Genomic DNA, 14,842 nt, shown 5'->3' with positions numbered 1-14,842 from the left:
GCGCCCCGCGGGCTGGGGGGCGCGGGGGGCCGCGCCCGGCGCGGCCCGCCACGCCGCGAGCTGGGTGACGACGATCCCGGCCACGGCCGGCACGGCGAGCGCGACCCAGCCGAACTGCACGTCCGCGGCGGAGATGTCGAAGCCGTCGTCGGCGAACAGCCGGGTGAGCAGCGCCGACACCGGGTAGCCGAGCACCACGCCGCCCGCCGACCCGACCAGGCCGAGCGCCAGGGCCTCCCACCGGATCAGCCGCTTGATCTGGCGGGGCGTCGCGCCGATCGCGCTGAGCAGCGCCAGCCGCCGCGTCCGCTGCCGCACCAGCGTGCCGAAGGTGTTCGCCACGACGAACAGCCCGACGAACACGGCGACGGACGAGACCATGCCGATGGCGCCGCCGATCGACGCGCCCGCCGACTGCAGGTCGGCCGACTGGGCGTTCCGCACGGCCGCGGCGGTGCGGACGGTGACGTCCTGACCGAGGGCGCGGGCCAGCTCCCTGCGGAGCTTCGCCGGCGCGACGCCCGGCGCGGCCTTCACCCACACGCCCTGCCAGGTCCCGGCGGGGAGGCCCGCCGCCGCCTGGACGGTCGCGGGCGGCGCCAACAGCAGGTCGCCGCTGGCGACGGAGCTGTGGTCCTGCACGGTGACGATCCCGACGAGCTTCAGGGTGCGGCTCTGCTTCGGCAGCAGCACCCGGACCGGGTCGCCCACATCGAGCTTCCCGGCCCGCGCCACGTGCCGGGTCACGGCGATCTCGCCGTCCGCGGCGGGCGCCCGGCCCGACTCCAGGTGGTACGGGTTGAGGCGCTCGTCGGACGTCCACGGCCGCAGCGTCATCCCGGCCCCGGCGGGCGGCAGGATCGCCTTGCCGCCGGACCCGTGCGCGGTCACCGGGACCATCGCGTCCCCGGCGGCCGCCGCCACGCCCGGACGTCCCGAGACCGCGCTCAGCGCGACCTGGCCGTCCGGCCTCGCGTACGGGTCGTCGGTGTCCACCGACCCGCCGAGGACGAGCACGTCGGAGCGGGCGTACTCGCTGGCGTCGCGGCCCGACACCGCCTCCTGCGCCCGCAGCGTGAACTGCAGCGACCCCGCGATCAGCCCGATCGAGAACGCCGCCGCCAGCAGCGTGGCGGCCATCCGCATCCAGCCCTCGGCGAAGGAGCGGCGCGCGATCAGCCACATGGCGCTCAGCCCTCCATCCGGCGCATCACGTCGTGCACCTGGTCGATGGTGGGGGAGTGCAGCTCGCGCACGATCATCCCGTCGGCCAGGAACAGCACCCGGTCGGCGTGCGCGGCGGCCCCCGGGTCGTGCGTCACCATGATCACCGTCTGGCCGTAGGCGTCCACCGCGCGGCGCAGGAACCCCAGCACCTCGGCGCCCGACCGGGAGTCGAGGTTGCCGGTCGGCTCGTCGGCGAACAGCACCTCCGGCCGGGTCAGCAGCGCCCGCGCCACCGCGACCCGCTGCTGCTGCCCGCCCGACAGCTCGCTCGGCCGGTGTGCGAGGCGCCCGCGCAGCCCCAGCGCGTCCACGATCGTGTCGAACCACTCCCGGTCGGCGCGCCGGTTCCCGAGCCGCCCGGTCAGCCGGATGTTCTCCTCCGCCGTCAGCATCGGCAGCAGGTTGAACGACTGGAACACGAACCCGAGCCGGTCGCGGCGCAGCTTCGTCAGCCGGGTCCGCGACAGCTTCGTGATGTCCACGTCGCCGATCAGCACCGCGCCGGAGGTGACCGTGTCGAGCCCGGCCAGGCAGTGCAGGAACGTCGACTTGCCGGAGCCGGACGGCCCCATGATCGCGGTGAACCGGCCGCGCGGGAACGCCGCCGAGACGCCGCGCAGCGCGGTCACCGCGTGCTCGCCCGTCCCGTAGGACTTGACGAGGTCGCGGGCCACGGCGACGTGGTCGTGGAGCTGCCCGGCAGGGGGTGCGGCGGATGTCTGGGTCATGCCCTCAAGACAACCGCCGGCACCCCCTCGGGCACATTGGCGGAGCCTCCCCACTCGATGCGGGGGAAAGCCCTACCTTCAGCGGCCTTCGAACTCCGGCTGCTGCTTCTTCAGGAACGCCTCGGTCGCGTTGCGGTGGTCGGCGGTCTCGGCGCACTCGTCCTGCAGCTCCGCCTCCCGCTCCAGCGCGGACGCCAGATCGTGGGTCGCCGCGTGGTCGAGGGCCGCCTTCACCGCCCCGTAGGCGACCGTCGGCCCGGCCGCGAGCCGCCGGGCCAGCTCCACCGCCGCCGGGGCCAGCTCGTCCGCCGGGACGACCCGGTTCACCAGGCCCAGCTCCAGCGCCTGCTCCGCCTTCACCGGCTCGCCGAGCAGCAGCAGCTCGGCCGCCTTCGCGCGGCCGACGAGGCGCTGCAGCGTCCACGACATGCCGCTGTCGGGCGCCAGCCCGATCCCGGTGAACGCGGTCGCGAAGCGGGCCTTGTCGGACGCGACGACCAGGTCGCAGGCGAACGCCAGCGACGCGCCCGCGCCCGCCGCGACCCCGTTCACCGCCGCCACCACGGGCTTGCGCATCCCGGCCAGCGCCAGCACGATCGGGTTGTAGTGCTGGCGGACGGTGCCGTCCAGCCCCCGCCCGGCGGCGAGGTTGTCGGCGTGCTCCCGCAGGTCCTGCCCCGCGCAGAAGGCCCGTCCCGCGCCGGTGAGCACCACCGCGCGGGCCGCCTGGTCGGCGGCGGCGCGCACCACCGTCGCGCGCAGCAGCTCCTTCATCTCGGCCGTCAGCGAGTTCATCCCGTCGGGGCGGTTGAGTGTGATCGTCCCCACACCGTCGGTCACGTCGTACAGCACGGTCTCAGACATCGGCGTCCTCCCGGTTCTCCCGCAGATCTTCCCATCTTCCGATCTGGAGGCTGATCGTTACCACTTCGCGCCCGGAAGACGAGATAATGGACCACTACTGATGACGCGGATGCGACACGCGGCCACGCGGCCAACGGTGTGCGAGGCCGCGGCCCTGACGCAGGAAGGGGAAGCACGCATGGCGGCGATGAAGCCGCGGACGGGAGACGGTCCGCTCGAAGTGACCAAGGAGGGACGCGGAATCGTCATGCGGGTCCCCCTCGAAGGCGGGGGCCGCCTCGTGGTCGAGCTCTCCGCCGACGAGGCCAAGGAGCTCGGCGAGGCGCTCAAGGGCGTCGTGGGCTGACGGCACACCGCTCCCGGCCTTTCTGGTGACGGTCCCGGCGACGCCGCCGGGGCCCTTGCCATTTCCGCACGCGAACGTCCAGATCAGGGGGGACCAGCACCATGCCCATCGAGACCCGCGTCCAGGGCGCCGGCGGCACCGTGTCGCGGACGGCGGCCGACCTCGGCGCCGAGGTGGTGGCGGTACCGGTCCTGAAGGGCCCGGTCGCGCCCGCGGCGGAGGTCGCCGGGTCGCTGCCCTTCACGCTGGACGAGCTGCTCGCGCTGCACCGGGCCAAGGGCGAGCCGGGCGAGATCACCGCGACCCAGGTCCGCATCGGGGACCAGGTCCGGGAGCTGCTGCTGTACGGGGTGGGCGACGCGGCCCCGGCCGACCTGCGCAGGGCCGGCGCCGCGCTGGCCCGCCGCGGCAAGGGCCGCACCGCGCTCGTCGCCGGCGTGCCGGCCGGCGACCTCGCCGCGTTCGTCGAGGGCGCGCTGCTCGCGTCCTACGAGTTCAAGATCGGCGCTCCGCCCGCCAAGAAGGCGCTCGGCACCCTCGCCGTGCTGACCGAGGCCGGGCCGGCGGCCGACGCCCCGGCGATCGAGCGCGGCACCGCGCGGGCGCGGGCGACCGCGCTGGCCCGCGACCTCGCCAACACCCCGGCCTCCGAGAAGGACCCGTCCTGGCTCGCGGCGCGGGCCGAGCAGGCCGCCGCCGAGGCGGGCCTCACCGTCCGGGTCCGCGGCGAGAAGGAGCTGGCCGAGGGCGGCTTCGGCGGGCTGCTCGCCGTCGGCTCCGGGTCCGCCCGCCCGCCCCGGCTGATCGAGCTCTCCTACGTGCCCGACGGGCCCGCCGACCGGCACATCGTGCTCGTCGGCAAGGGCATCACGTTCGACAGCGGCGGCCTGTCGCTGAAGCCGAACGAGGGCATGAAGACGATGAAGACCGACATGGCCGGCGGCGCCGCGGTCATCGCCGTCATGAGCGCGCTGCGCGGCCTCGGCGTCCGCGCCCGCGTCACCGGCCTGGTCGCGGCGGCGGAGAACATGCCGTCCGGGTCGTCGATGCGGCCCGGCGACGTGATCACCCATTTCGGCGGCACGACCTCCGAGATGCTGAACGCCGACGCCGAGGGCCGGCTCGTCCTCGCCGACGCGCTCGCCTACGCCGACGCCGAGCTCGCCCCCGACGCCGTCGTGGACGTCGCGACCCTGACCGGCGCCGCGAAGGTCGCGCTCGGGCTGCGGCACGCGGCGCTGTTCGCCACCGACGACGACCTCGCCGCCGCGCTCACCCGGGCCGGGACGGCGGCGGGCGAGCCGCTGTGGCGGCTGCCGCTGACGGCCGACTACCGCGCCGCGATCGACTCCGACCTCGCCGACGTCGCCAACATCGGGCGCGGCGGCCACGGCGCCGGCGCCACCACGGCCGCGCTGTTCCTGCGCGAGTTCGCGGGCGAGCGCCCCTGGGCGCACCTCGACATCGCCGGCCCGGGCCGCGCCACCGCCGACGACGCCGAGATCACCCGCGGTGCGACCGGTTACGGCGTCCGGCTGCTGCTCGACTGGCTGACCGCCTGAGCGGCGGGCCGCCGGTCACTTCGTCCGGCGGTCCACCACCGGGACGCGGCGCCGCCGCCGGGCCTCCTTGACGATCTCGGGGAGCGTCGCGTCCCAGCCCGCCTCCACCGGGAAGCACCACGGCGCGGCCGCCGCCGTCGCCGGGACGTCCCGCATCGTCAGCGCCACCAGGCCCGGCCGCTCCGACGTGCGCGCCAGTTCGACCAGCTCCGCGGTCGGCAGGAACACCACGTAGTCCTGCTCGCCCCGCCGGGTGCCGGGCACGCCGCGGCGCAGCGCCGCGATCGCGGCGACCTCGTCCCACGGCAGCGACCGCCCGGCCGAGCGCGGCAGCGGCCAGCGCGCCGGGCGCCGCACCGCGTCGCCGTCCAGCTCCAGCACGGGACGGCGCGCCAGCATCGCGCCCGCCGACACGAGCAGGCCCGCCCCGAACAGGGCGATCCCCGTCGCGCCGAGCACCATGAAGGTGACGCTGGCCACGCTCGTCCCGCGCACCGCGCCGCCCGTGACGAACGCCACGGACGCCGCGAACAGGATCCCGAACGCCACCAGCTGCCAGACCCCGCGCCACGTCACCCGATCGCGCACCGAGAACAGCTCGCGCGTCTCGGCGGTCTCCACGGCCTGATCGTCTGCGGCCATCGGTGTGTCCTTTCAGGGGGGAGGACCAGCCTGCCGTGTCATTGTCCGGGGGCGCCCCTCAGACCCCCGATGGGGGGCCGACCGCTGTCTTCGCTCCGCTGGAGCTCCGCTCCGCTCCGGGCGGCGGTCAGCCGCGCTTCACCGCGCAGAGGAGGCCGTCGCCGACCGGGACCAGCAGGGGGACGAGGCGCTCGTCCTCGCGGATCATCCGGTGCACCTCGCGGATCGCCTCGGTGTCGGGGTCGCGGACGGCGGAGTCGGCGACCCGGTCGTGCCACAGCGCGTTGTCGAACGCGACCACGCCGCCGGGGCGGAGCAGGCGCAGCGCGTCCGTCAGGTACTCGGGGTACTCCCGCTTGTCGGCGTCGCAGAACACCATGTCGTAGGCGCCGTCGGTGAGCCGGGGCAGCACCTCCAGCGCCGGGCCCGTGATCATCCGGGTGCGGAAGCCGGACAGCCCCGCCTCGCGGTAGGCGATCTTCGCGAGCCGCTGGTTCTCGGGCTCGATGTCCACGCTCGTCAGCACCGCGTCCTTGGGCATCCCGCGCATCAGCCACACGCCGGAGACGCCGCAGCCGGAGCCGACCTCGACGACCGTCCGGGCGCCGAGCAGGGTCGCGAGGAAGCGCAGCGCCGCGCCGCCGGCCGGGCCGATCGGCGCCGCGCCGACCTCCGCCCCGCGCCGCCGGGCGGCACGGAGCGGTTCGTCTTCGGGGAGGAAATCCTCCACGTAGGCCCGGGTGGCCTGAATGGCGTCGATGGCTGCCTCCTCGCGGGACCCCCGCATGCCTCATGCTGGAAAGACCATATCGTTGACAGGGAACCGACTGGAGTTTCCGCGCGTTGTAACGAGTGAAAGCAGAAGCACGCAGTAAGTCACGAGCACTCAGCAGTTGGTTCAGCAACCGCCCCAGCCCAGGCGAGACCGTGCCGTTCCAAGGCGAGAACCTTGGCTCACGAGAGAGGAACAGCCCGGCACCATGGGAGTCGCAGCACTCAGTTTCAGAAGCGCTGTGGGGGTCGGCGCCAGGCAGGGGCTTGGGACCGCCGCTCGCACTCGAGAGAACGCCCCCGAGGCCGAGTGGGCGCCGCCGTCCTGGGACGAGGTCGTCCGCGAGCACTCGGCGCGGGTCTACCGGCTCGCCTACCGGCTGACCGGCAACCAGCACGACGCCGAGGACCTCACCCAGGAGGTCTTCGTCCGCGTGTTCCGGTCGCTGTCGAACTACACGCCGGGAACGTTCGAGGGCTGGCTGCACCGCATCACCACGAACCTGTTCCTCGACATGGCGCGGCGCCGCCAGCGCATCCGCTTCGAGGGGCTCGCCGACGACGCCGCCGAGCGCCTCCAGGGCCGCGAACCGACCCCGGCGCAGGCGTTCGACGACACCAACTTCGACGCCGACGTCCAGGCCGCCCTCGACGCGCTGGCCCCCGAGTACCGCGCGGCCGTGGTGCTGTGCGACATCGAGGGGCTGTCCTACGAGGAGATCTCGGCCACGCTCGGCGTCAAGCTCGGGACCGTCCGCAGCCGCATCCACCGGGGGCGGGCGCAGCTGCGCGCCGCGCTGGAGCACCGGGCGCCGACGCGGCGCCGGCCCGGCACGCGGAACGACTACCAGGCGGCGGCCGAGGCGCGCACCGCCGTGGCCGACGCGGCGCCGGGGGGCGCGCACGCGGCGGTCGTGCCACCACTGCCGGACGGGGCGTAAAGCCGTACTTATCGCGCGCGGGGCGGGACCGCGCGCCTTATCGAACGGAATCGACGGAGGCGGCGTGAGTTGTCTGGGGGAGCGTCTGACCGCTCTGGTCGACGAGGAGCTGGGGCATGAGGAGCGCGACCGCGTCCTCTCCCACCTCGCGGGATGCGCCCAGTGCCGGGACGAGGTCGCCGAGCTGCGCAAGGTCAAGCGGCGGCTCCGGGGGCTGTCCGCCGACCCCGCCGCGGACGGCGCCGACGACCTGCCGACCCCCGACTTCCTGAACCGGCTGCGCGCCATGCCGGCGTCCGCCGTACCGCCCGCGGGCGGCCCGCCCGCCGAACCGCCGGGGCGGCCCGCCGCCGAGGCGCCGCCCGCACGCCCCGCCCGGCCGCTGCGATCACCGGCCCGCCCGTCCAGGACGTCCCCCGCCGGACGTCCGCGCGACACCCGCCCGCCCGGCCGCGCCACGGCCGTCCAGGTCCACCCGAGGCGCCGCTACCTGGTCGTCGGCGCCGCCACGCTCTTCCTCGGCCTGGGCACCGCCTCCTACATCGCCGGCGGCGAGCAGGACCAGCCCGCCGTCACGCCCGCGTTCGACCGGTTCGCCGTCGAGCACGCGCTGACCTCCGGCGACGCGCCGATGACCGACCCGCTCACCGACCCGGTCTACCAGGTCCAGGTCTCCCCAGGGCCGTGACCGCGCCGGCCGCGACCCGCGACGGGGGCGGCACGGGGCGGGGCAGGCGCTGCGCCGCCCTGGCCGGCGGGCTCGCGGGGGCGCTCGCCCTCGCGGTGCTGCTGTCCGGCGACCCGGCCGCCGCGCGCCGCGTCCGCAGCGACCCCGGCGCCGTGGGGCTGCTGCGCGCCGCCGCCGACGCCGCCCGCCGCGTCCCGTACGAGGGCAGCCGCTTCCTCACGACGTGGAACCGCAGCCGGTCCGCCACGTCCCGCGTCACCGTCGCGCACCGGCCCGGCGAGGGCATCCGGTACCGGTCCGCGGACGGCGCCGGGACCGGCCACCGGCCCGAGTCCGCCGCGGGCGACAGCACCGGCTTCACCCCGGAGACCCTCGCGCTGCTCACCCGCAACTACTCGGTGGTGCGCGCGGCCGACGGGGTGGTCTGCGGCCGACGGGCCCGCGTCGTCGAGGCCCGCCGCCCGGACGGCACCCCGGCCGGGCGCTTCTGGATCGACCGAGAGACCGGGCTGATGCTGCACCGCGAGCTGATCGACGCGACCGGGCGGCCGGTGGTCGTCACCGGGTTCACCGAGATCAGCTTCACCGCGCCGCCGCCGGAGCCGCCGGTGCGGGTGACGCCCCGGGGCGGGCTGCTGCGCTTCCCCGGATCCGGCGCGGGCGACGCCGCCGACGCCGCCGCGAACGCGTGGGGCGAGCGCCTGGACGCCACCGGGATCGCCTGGCTCCGCGACCGCGGCTGGCCCGTCCCCGCCGACCTGCCCGGCCGGCTCACCCTCTTCGACGTGCGCCGCGAGAAGGACGGCGGCTCCGTCCACCTCAGCTACTCCGACGGCCTCGCCGCCGTCTCGGTGTTCGTACAGCGCGGCGCTCTCGAGGAGAGCGGGATGTCCGGCTGGCAGAAGACCGTTCGCCGGGGCCGGACGGTGTACCGCCGCGAGGCGCTGCGGCGCTGGGCCGTGTCCGCGGGCAAGGGATACGTGTACACCGTGCTCACCGACGCGCCGCAGAGCACGGCGGAGGCCGTCGCCGTCAACATGCCGCGCGGCGCCCCCGACACCTTCTGGAAGCGGCTGTCGCGGGGCACCCGACGCCTTGTTTCCGCGGCGAATCCGTTCGACTGAGCCGGGATGAGCGCGCGCCTGATAGGTCTTATGCTCGCCACATGCCTTTAAGGGCAGCATGAGCACGGATGACGAGGACCATGCTCGGTAGGAGAGATGGGGATGACGGAAGACAACCGCGGGCCGGCCAGGGCGGCGGCGGAGGACGACGAGGTCGCCTCCGGCCAGGAGCCTGAGCGGCAGGAGGCGGCGGCTCCTCCCGAGACGGTGACCGACCAGGAGATCCCCCTGGAGGCGCCGGCGGACGACGCCGCGCCGGCCGACGACGCGCCGGCCGACGGCACCGGGGCCGCCCGCGAGGCCGGCACCCCGGGCGACCGGCTGGTGGCCGGGGGGTTCGCGCCCCCGGACTCGCTCGGCGCCCCGCCGGACACCAGCGAGGACGTGCTCTCCAACGGCGGGCCGGCCGGCATGGCGCCGCAGGAGGTGCCGCTGCAGGACGTCCCGCCGCGGGACATGCCGCAGCCCCCGCCGCCCGTCGCGCTCGACAAGCCCCCCGTGGAGGACGACCGCCCGCGGCCCGGGTTCGTCCCGCACAACCAGGACCCGCGCGCCGCGCAGGGCGGCCCGTACGGCGGCTGGCCGCAGCAGTCCCACCAGGGCCCGCCGCCGCCCGCCGACGGCCGCCCGCCGCTGGCGCCGCCGCCCGCGCCGATGGGCCCGCCCCCCGGCGGTCCCGGCCCCCGCCCGATGGCGGGCTACGGGATGCCGCCCGGCGGCACCGGCCCCAACTGGGCGCCGGTGCCCGCGATGCCGCCGTCCTCGCGCGGCGGCCCCGGCCTCGGGCTGCTCGCCGTCGTCGCGCTGATCGTCGCGCTGGTGGCGGGCGCGCTCGGCGCCGGGATCGGCGTCATCGCCACCGACGACGACGGCGGCTCGGTGAGCCTCGGCGGCAGCAGCAGTAGCGACGGCAAGGTGCAGGCCCGCCCGCCGGACTCGGTCGCCGGCGTCGCGCAGCGGGTGCTGCCGAGCGTCGTGATGATCCGCGTGCGGGCCGCGCAGGGCGAGGTCGGCGGCACCGGCTTCATCGTGAACGGCGGCTACGTCGTCACCAACAACCACGTCGTCGCCGGTGCGGGCGGCGGGCAGATCCAGATCGTCTTCAACGACAAGAAGACGCTGCCCGCGACCGTCAAGGGCTCCGACCCGAGCTCGGACGTCGCCGTCCTCAAGCCGGAGGGCCAGCACTCGCTGCCGCCGCTGCCGCTCGGCGACTCCAGCAAGATCGCCGTCGGCGACCCGGTGATCGCGATCGGCTCGCCGCTCGGCCTGCAGGGCTCGGTCACCACCGGCATCGTCAGCTCGCTGAATCGGGCCGTGCCCACGCAGGGCGAGGGCGGCGGCGACGCGTCCTACCTGAACGCCATCCAGACCGACGCCGCGATCAACCCCGGCAACTCGGGCGGCCCGCTGGTCGACGGGAAGGGCCGCGTGATCGGCATCAACACCGCGATCGCGACCCTCGGCGGCCAGTCGCTCGGCGGCGAGACCCAGAGCGGCAGCATCGGCCTCGGCTTCGCGATTCCGATCAACCAGGGCAAGCGGATCGCCGAGGAGATCATCCGCACCGGCAGCGTCCGCCAGGCCAAGCTCGGCGTGTTCCCGGACCCGCGCTACCAGGACGGCGGCGCCCGGATCATGACCCAGCAGGTCAACGGGCAGGACCCGGTGGTCAAGGGCGGCCCGGCGGACAAGGCGGGGCTGAAGCCCGGCGACGTGATCACCAAGGTCGACGGCCGGCCGATCGAGGACGCCACCGACCTGATCGCGCAGATCCGCAGCCGGGCCCCCGGCGACCGGGTCACCGTCACCTACGAGCGCGCCGGCAAGGAGGCCAACGTCCAGTTGACGCTGGGTGCCGACTAGCGCGCCGCGGCACGGTCGGGAGGTCCGGTTCGTCCGGTCTCGGGATACGCTGAGGGGGCCGGTCCGCGCGGACCGGCCCCTGACGGCTTGTGGAGGACGGGTTGTTCGACGTCGGACTCGGTGAGATGGCGGTGCTCGTCGTCCTCGCCCTGGTCATCTTCGGGGACAAGCTGCCGCAGGTCGCCGGGCAGGCCGGCCGCATGCTCCGGCAGTTCCGGCAGATGGCCGACAGCGCCAAGGCCGACCTGCAGGAGGGGCTCGGGCCGGAGTTCAAGGACTTCGACATCAACGACCTGAACCCGAAGACGTTCGTCCGCAAGCACCTCTTCGAGGACGAGGACGGCACCCCGACCGCGAACGGCACTGGCCTCTTCGACGACGACGCCCCGTCCTACGCCACGACGACGGGCGCCCTCCCGGCAGGCGAACGCCCCCCCTTCGACAACGAAGCGACCTGAGCAAAGCAAGGGAAAGGCCCCGCCGGCGTCCGGCGGGGCCTTTCCCTTGCTCTTGGTGAACTTCCCGGGTTCTGGCCGTGTCACCGGCCCTTGGGGCTGATGCCCAGGGACATGCCGGCGAGGCCGCGGCTGCGGCCGGCGAGCTTGTCGGCGATGGTGCGCAGCTCCTTGGCGGCGCCCGCGTCCGGGTCGGACAGGACGAGCGGGGTGCCGTTGTCGCCGCCCTCGCGCAGGCGCGGGTCGATCTGCACCTGGCCGAGCAGCGGGACGCGGGTCCCGAGGGTCTTGGTCAGGGCGTCCGCGACGGTCTGGCCGCCGCCCTCGCCGAAGATGTGCTGCTGCTCGCCGCAGTGCGGGCACGCCAGGTAGGACATGTTCTCGATCACGCCGACGACCTGCTGGTGCGTCTGCGCGGCGATCGCGCCGGCCCGCTCGGCCACCTCGGCGGCGGCCTGCTGCGGGGTGGTGACGACGAGGATCTCCGCGGACGGCAGCAGCTGCGCGACGGAGATCGCGATGTCGCCGGTGCCGGGCGGCAGGTCCATCAGCAGGATGTCGAGGTCGCCCCAGTAGACGTCCGCGAGGAACTGCTGCAGCGCCCGGTGCAGCATCGGCCCGCGCCACACGACCGGCTGGTTCCCGGCGGTGAACATGCCGACCGAGATCACCTTCACGTCGTGCGCGGACGGCGGCATGATCATGTCTTCGACCTTGGTGGGCGGGGTGTCCACGCCCAGCATCCGCGGCACCGAGTGGCCGTAGATGTCGGCGTCGACGACGCCGACCTTGCGGCCCTGCGCGGCCAGCGCGGCGGCGAGGTTCACCGTCACCGACGACTTGCCGACGCCGCCCTTGCCGCTCGCGACCGCGTACACCTTGGTCAGCGAGTTCGGCTTGGCGAACGGGATCTCCTTGGCGGGCTGCCCGCCGCGCAGCTTGGTCTGCAGGTCCTTGCGCTGCTCCTCGCTCATCACGTCCAGGTCGACCTGGACCGAGGTGACCCCGTCGAGACGGGAGACGGCCTCCGTGACGCGTTTGGTGATGGTGTCCTTCATCGGACATCCGGCCACGGTCAGGTAGACGCCGACGCGGACGGTGCCGTCCGCCTCGATGTCGACGCTCTTGACCATGTCGAGCTCGGTGATGGGCTTGTGGATCTCAGGATCGTTCACCGTGGCGAGAGCCTCGGTCACCCGCTCGGTCGTCAACTGGGAGGCCATGCGTCCATGGTATGAACCCCGGGCCCCGTTCCGTTAATCAGGGTGTCCGTCCTCACACGCCGGGTGCGTCTCCATCGCGCGGGCGCCTCACCGGCCGTAACATCGGTGCGGTGACCACCGGTACCCTCCCGGCCGACGAGCCGGCCGTCTGGCGGACCATGCTGCGGGCGCAGGCGCGGATCTCCCGCCGCCTGCAGGCCGACCTGCTGGCCCGCCACGGCCTCGCCCTCGCCTCCTACGACGTGCTGCTGCACCTCGGCGAGGCGCCGGACGGGCGGCTGCGGATGAACGACCTCGCCGACCGCGTGCTGCTGTCGCGCAGCGGCCTGACCCGGCTGGTCGACCGCATGCAGCGCGACGGGCTGGTGGTGCGGCAGTCCTGCGCCGACGACGCCCGCGGCCTGTACGCCGTCCTCACCGCCGCCGGGCGGGACCGGCTCGCCGACGCCACCCCCACCTACCGGCAGGGCGTCCGCGACTACCTGCTCAGCCGGCTGGACGAGCCCGACCTGCGCATCCTCGGGCACATCCTCGGCAAGCTCGCCGACGAGAAGGTCCCCGCCCGAGCGGCTAGCGGACGTTCTCCTTGGCGTCCATCTCCTTGAGGATCTGCTGGAGCTCCGAGCGCAGGAAGTCGCGGGTGACGACCTCGTTCAGCGCCACCCGCAGCCCCGCGATCTCCCGCGTCAGGTACTCGGTGTCGGCGATGCTGCGGTCGCCGCGGGCCCGGTCCGACTCGTACTGGACGCGGTCCCGGTCGTCCTGCCGGTTCTGGGCGAGCAGGATCAGCGGCGCCGCGTAGGACGCCTGCAGCGACAGCATCAGCGTCAGGAAGATGAACGGGTACGGGTCGAACTTCAGCGCGGACGGCGCGAGCAGGTTCCACCCGATCCACACGGTGACGAAGACCGTCATGTAGACGATGAACCGGGCCGTCCCGAGGAACCGCGCGATCCGCTCCGACAGCCGCCCGAACGACTCGGGGTCGTAGTGGATCCGCGGCAGCAGCGTCCGGCGCACCTCCCGCGGCTGGTCCAGGCGCCCGGTCATCGGCCGTGTCGTCATCATGTGGTCCCCCGGAGAGCCTCTTCCTCGGGGTCCGCGGACCCCTCGGCGACGGCGTCCATCACGGTCTCGCGCCAGTCCTCGGGCAGCAGGTGGTCGAGGACGTCGTCGATCGTCACCGCGCCGAGCAGATGCCCGTTCTCGTCCACGACGGCGCCGGCGACGAGGTTGTAGGTGGCCAGGAACATCGCGACGGCCTCCAGCGACATGGTGGGGCGCAGCGGGTCGAGCTCGGCGTCCACGATCCCGCTGACCAGCGTCGGCGGCGGCTCGCGCAGCAGCTTCTGGAAGTGCACGGTGCCGAGGTACTGGCCGGTCGGCGTCGCGGTCGGCGGCCGGCACACGTACACCTGCGCGGCCAGCGCCGGGTTCAGGTCGGGGCGGCGGATCAGCGCGAGCGCCTCGGCGACCGTCGCGTCCGGCGGGACGATCACCGGGTCGCTGGTCATCAGCCCGCCGGCCGACTCGTCGGGGTAGGTGAGCAGCCGCCGCACCGGCGCCGCGTCCTGCGGCTCCATCAGCGTCAGCAGCCGCTCCCGCTGCTCGGCGGGCAGCTCGCCGAGCAGGTCCGCCGCGTCGTCGGGCCCCATCGCCTCCAGCACGTCGGCGGCCCGGTCCACGCCGAGGTTGCCGAGGATCTCGACCTGGTCGTCCTCGGGCAGCTCCTCCAGGACGTCGGCGAGCCGCTCGTCGTCCAGCGCGACCGCGACCTCCGCGCGCCGCTTCGGCGACAGCTCGTGCACGATGTTGGCGAGGTCGGCGGGCTTCATCCGCTCGAACGCGGCGATCAGCCCGGCGGCGCCCTGCCCGTGCTCGACGGCGGAGAACCCCTCGACGGCGTCCCAGTCGACGATCAGGCTCTCCCCGCGCTTGCGCAGGCCGCGGCCGGTGCGGCGGCGGACGGCGACCTTCGCGATGAGCCAGTCCCGGGTGCGGGTGGGCTCCATCGCCACGTCCACCACGGAGACGGGCTCGCCGGTGTCGCAGAACCGGACGGTGCGGTCCAGCATCTCGGCGATGGCCAGCGTCTCCGACTCGCGCTTCTGGAAGCGGCGCATGTTCAGCCGCCCGTCGAAGATGATCGCGTCCGCCTCGATCACCGTCACCCGGGTGATCGGCAGGAACACGGTCCGCCGCGGCGCGACCTCCACCACCAGCCCGAGCACCCGCGGCGGCCGCGGCGCCAGCCGCAGCGCGACCACCACATCGCGGACCCGGCCGACCTGGTCCCCGGCCGGGTCGAACACCGCGATGCCCGCGAGCCGGGCGATGAACACCCGTGTCGGAGCCGCACTCATGGGCAGGACACTACCCATGATCTCCCGGTCGATCCGGACCCG

General features: G+C 74.5%; 16 protein-coding genes. 8 read left to right on the top strand and 8 right to left on the bottom strand.

What is annotated here, in order from left to right; genetic code table 11:
- The 3 genes from AB0K34_RS34725 to AB0K34_RS34715 form a co-directional block, all read right to left on the bottom strand.
- Positions 1–1,185: FtsX-like permease family protein (locus tag AB0K34_RS34725; protein ID WP_364553136.1), on the bottom strand; the 1,185-nt coding region annotated here is incomplete at its 3' end.
- Between the two features lie 5 nt (positions 1,186–1,190).
- Positions 1,191–1,955 (bottom strand): ABC transporter ATP-binding protein, encoded by a 765-nt coding sequence (locus tag AB0K34_RS34720; protein WP_138639694.1) that lies wholly within the window; start codon positions 1,953–1,955, stop codon positions 1,191–1,193.
- A 78-nt stretch (positions 1,956–2,033) separates the two neighbouring features.
- The gene (locus tag AB0K34_RS34715; RefSeq protein WP_364553134.1) at positions 2,034–2,819 is read right to left on the bottom strand and encodes an enoyl-CoA hydratase-related protein; all 786 of its coding nucleotides are present in this window, start codon (positions 2,817–2,819) and stop codon (positions 2,034–2,036) included.
- A gap of 178 nt (positions 2,820–2,997) precedes the next feature.
- Between AB0K34_RS34715 and AB0K34_RS34710 the strand changes: the two genes are divergently transcribed.
- Positions 2,998–3,165, top strand: coding sequence for a DUF3117 domain-containing protein (locus AB0K34_RS34710; RefSeq protein WP_083946426.1), 168 nt, complete (start codon positions 2,998–3,000; stop codon positions 3,163–3,165).
- Positions 3,166–3,266: 101 nt separating this feature from the next.
- Positions 3,267–4,727, top strand: a complete 1,461-nt coding sequence (locus tag AB0K34_RS34705) for a leucyl aminopeptidase family protein (RefSeq protein ID WP_364553133.1) — start codon at positions 3,267–3,269, stop codon at positions 4,725–4,727.
- A gap of 15 nt (positions 4,728–4,742) precedes the next feature.
- Here the strand turns inward: AB0K34_RS34705 and AB0K34_RS34700 are convergent, their stop codons facing one another.
- Both AB0K34_RS34700 and AB0K34_RS34695 read right to left on the bottom strand, forming a co-directional pair.
- A complete protein-coding gene (locus AB0K34_RS34700) occupies positions 4,743–5,369 on the bottom strand; it encodes a hypothetical protein (RefSeq protein WP_240808305.1) in 627 nt (208 codons plus the stop codon).
- Between the two features lie 127 nt (positions 5,370–5,496).
- Complete coding sequence (locus AB0K34_RS34695) at positions 5,497–6,156, bottom strand: O-methyltransferase (RefSeq protein ID WP_138639698.1); 660 nt, start codon at positions 6,154–6,156, stop codon at positions 5,497–5,499.
- Between the two features lie 193 nt (positions 6,157–6,349).
- Between AB0K34_RS34695 and sigE the strand changes: the two genes are divergently transcribed.
- The 5 genes from sigE (at position 6,350) to AB0K34_RS34670 (ending at position 11,217) form a co-directional block, all read left to right on the top strand.
- On the top strand, positions 6,350–7,081 hold the full coding sequence (gene sigE / locus AB0K34_RS34690) for an RNA polymerase sigma factor SigE (protein WP_205719506.1): 732 nt from the start codon (positions 6,350–6,352) through the stop codon (positions 7,079–7,081).
- Positions 7,082–7,145: 64 nt separating this feature from the next.
- The gene (locus tag AB0K34_RS34685; protein ID WP_301174985.1) at positions 7,146–7,769 is read left to right on the top strand and encodes a zf-HC2 domain-containing protein; all 624 of its coding nucleotides are present in this window, start codon (positions 7,146–7,148) and stop codon (positions 7,767–7,769) included.
- Positions 7,766–8,893: a sigma-E factor regulatory protein RseB domain-containing protein gene (locus AB0K34_RS34680; RefSeq protein WP_364553132.1), complete on the top strand. Its 1,128-nt coding sequence runs from the start codon at positions 7,766–7,768 to the stop codon at positions 8,891–8,893. Before AB0K34_RS34685 ends, AB0K34_RS34680 begins: the two co-directional genes overlap by 4 nt.
- A 102-nt stretch (positions 8,894–8,995) precedes the next feature.
- Positions 8,996–10,759 carry a trypsin-like peptidase domain-containing protein gene (locus AB0K34_RS34675; protein ID WP_364553130.1) on the top strand — a complete coding sequence of 588 codons (1,764 nt, stop codon included), beginning with the start codon at positions 8,996–8,998 and terminating at the stop codon, positions 10,757–10,759.
- Between the two features lie 101 nt (positions 10,760–10,860).
- Positions 10,861–11,217 (top strand): sec-independent translocase, encoded by a 357-nt coding sequence (locus AB0K34_RS34670; protein ID WP_301177407.1) that lies wholly within the window; start codon positions 10,861–10,863, stop codon positions 11,215–11,217.
- A gap of 80 nt (positions 11,218–11,297) precedes the next feature.
- Here AB0K34_RS34670 and AB0K34_RS34665 read toward each other — a convergent pair whose 3' ends face one another.
- On the bottom strand, positions 11,298–12,437 hold the full coding sequence (locus tag AB0K34_RS34665) for an Mrp/NBP35 family ATP-binding protein (RefSeq protein WP_138640656.1): 1,140 nt from the start codon (positions 12,435–12,437) through the stop codon (positions 11,298–11,300).
- A 110-nt stretch (positions 12,438–12,547) separates the two neighbouring features.
- Between AB0K34_RS34665 and AB0K34_RS34660 the strand changes: the two genes are divergently transcribed.
- Complete coding sequence (locus AB0K34_RS34660; protein ID WP_240808436.1) at positions 12,548–13,042, top strand: MarR family winged helix-turn-helix transcriptional regulator; 495 nt, start codon at positions 12,548–12,550, stop codon at positions 13,040–13,042.
- Here the strand turns inward: AB0K34_RS34660 and AB0K34_RS34655 are convergent.
- Both AB0K34_RS34655 and AB0K34_RS34650 read right to left on the bottom strand, forming a co-directional pair.
- The gene (locus AB0K34_RS34655; RefSeq protein WP_240808435.1) at positions 13,008–13,487 is read right to left on the bottom strand and encodes a DUF1003 domain-containing protein; all 480 of its coding nucleotides are present in this window, start codon (positions 13,485–13,487) and stop codon (positions 13,008–13,010) included. The genes AB0K34_RS34660 and AB0K34_RS34655 overlap by 35 nt on opposite strands.
- A gap of 14 nt (positions 13,488–13,501) precedes the next feature.
- Positions 13,502–14,800: a CBS domain-containing protein gene (locus tag AB0K34_RS34650; protein WP_138640654.1), complete on the bottom strand. Its 1,299-nt coding sequence runs from the start codon at positions 14,798–14,800 to the stop codon at positions 13,502–13,504.
- Positions 14,801–14,842: the final 42 nt, after the last annotated feature.

Source organism: Actinomadura sp. NPDC049382 (assembly GCF_040677125.1).
Lineage (GTDB): Bacteria > Actinomycetota > Actinomycetes > Streptosporangiales > Streptosporangiaceae > Spirillospora > Spirillospora geliboluensis.
This window is presented reverse-complemented; position numbering and strand designations above follow the sequence as displayed.

Coding starts and splice junctions, on each gene's coding strand:
- AB0K34_RS34650 (WP_138640654.1), bottom strand. CDS start 14,800: ATGAGTGCGGCTCCGACACGGGTGTTCATCGCCCGGCTCGCGGGCATC.
- AB0K34_RS34720 (WP_138639694.1), bottom strand. CDS start 1,955: ATGACCCAGACATCCGCCGCACCCCCTGCCGGGCAGCTCCACGACCAC.
- AB0K34_RS34710 (WP_083946426.1), top strand. CDS start 2,998: ATGGCGGCGATGAAGCCGCGGACGGGAGACGGTCCGCTCGAAGTGACC.
- AB0K34_RS34675 (WP_364553130.1), top strand. CDS start 8,996: ATGACGGAAGACAACCGCGGGCCGGCCAGGGCGGCGGCGGAGGACGAC.
- AB0K34_RS34665 (WP_138640656.1), bottom strand. CDS start 12,437: ATGGCCTCCCAGTTGACGACCGAGCGGGTGACCGAGGCTCTCGCCACG.
- AB0K34_RS34695 (WP_138639698.1), bottom strand. CDS start 6,156: ATGCGGGGGTCCCGCGAGGAGGCAGCCATCGACGCCATTCAGGCCACC.
- AB0K34_RS34655 (WP_240808435.1), bottom strand. CDS start 13,487: ATGACCGGGCGCCTGGACCAGCCGCGGGAGGTGCGCCGGACGCTGCTG.
- AB0K34_RS34705 (WP_364553133.1), top strand. CDS start 3,267: ATGCCCATCGAGACCCGCGTCCAGGGCGCCGGCGGCACCGTGTCGCGG.
- sigE (WP_205719506.1), top strand. CDS start 6,350: ATGGGAGTCGCAGCACTCAGTTTCAGAAGCGCTGTGGGGGTCGGCGCC.
- AB0K34_RS34700 (WP_240808305.1), bottom strand. CDS start 5,369: ATGGCCGCAGACGATCAGGCCGTGGAGACCGCCGAGACGCGCGAGCTG.
- AB0K34_RS34715 (WP_364553134.1), bottom strand. CDS start 2,819: ATGTCTGAGACCGTGCTGTACGACGTGACCGACGGTGTGGGGACGATC.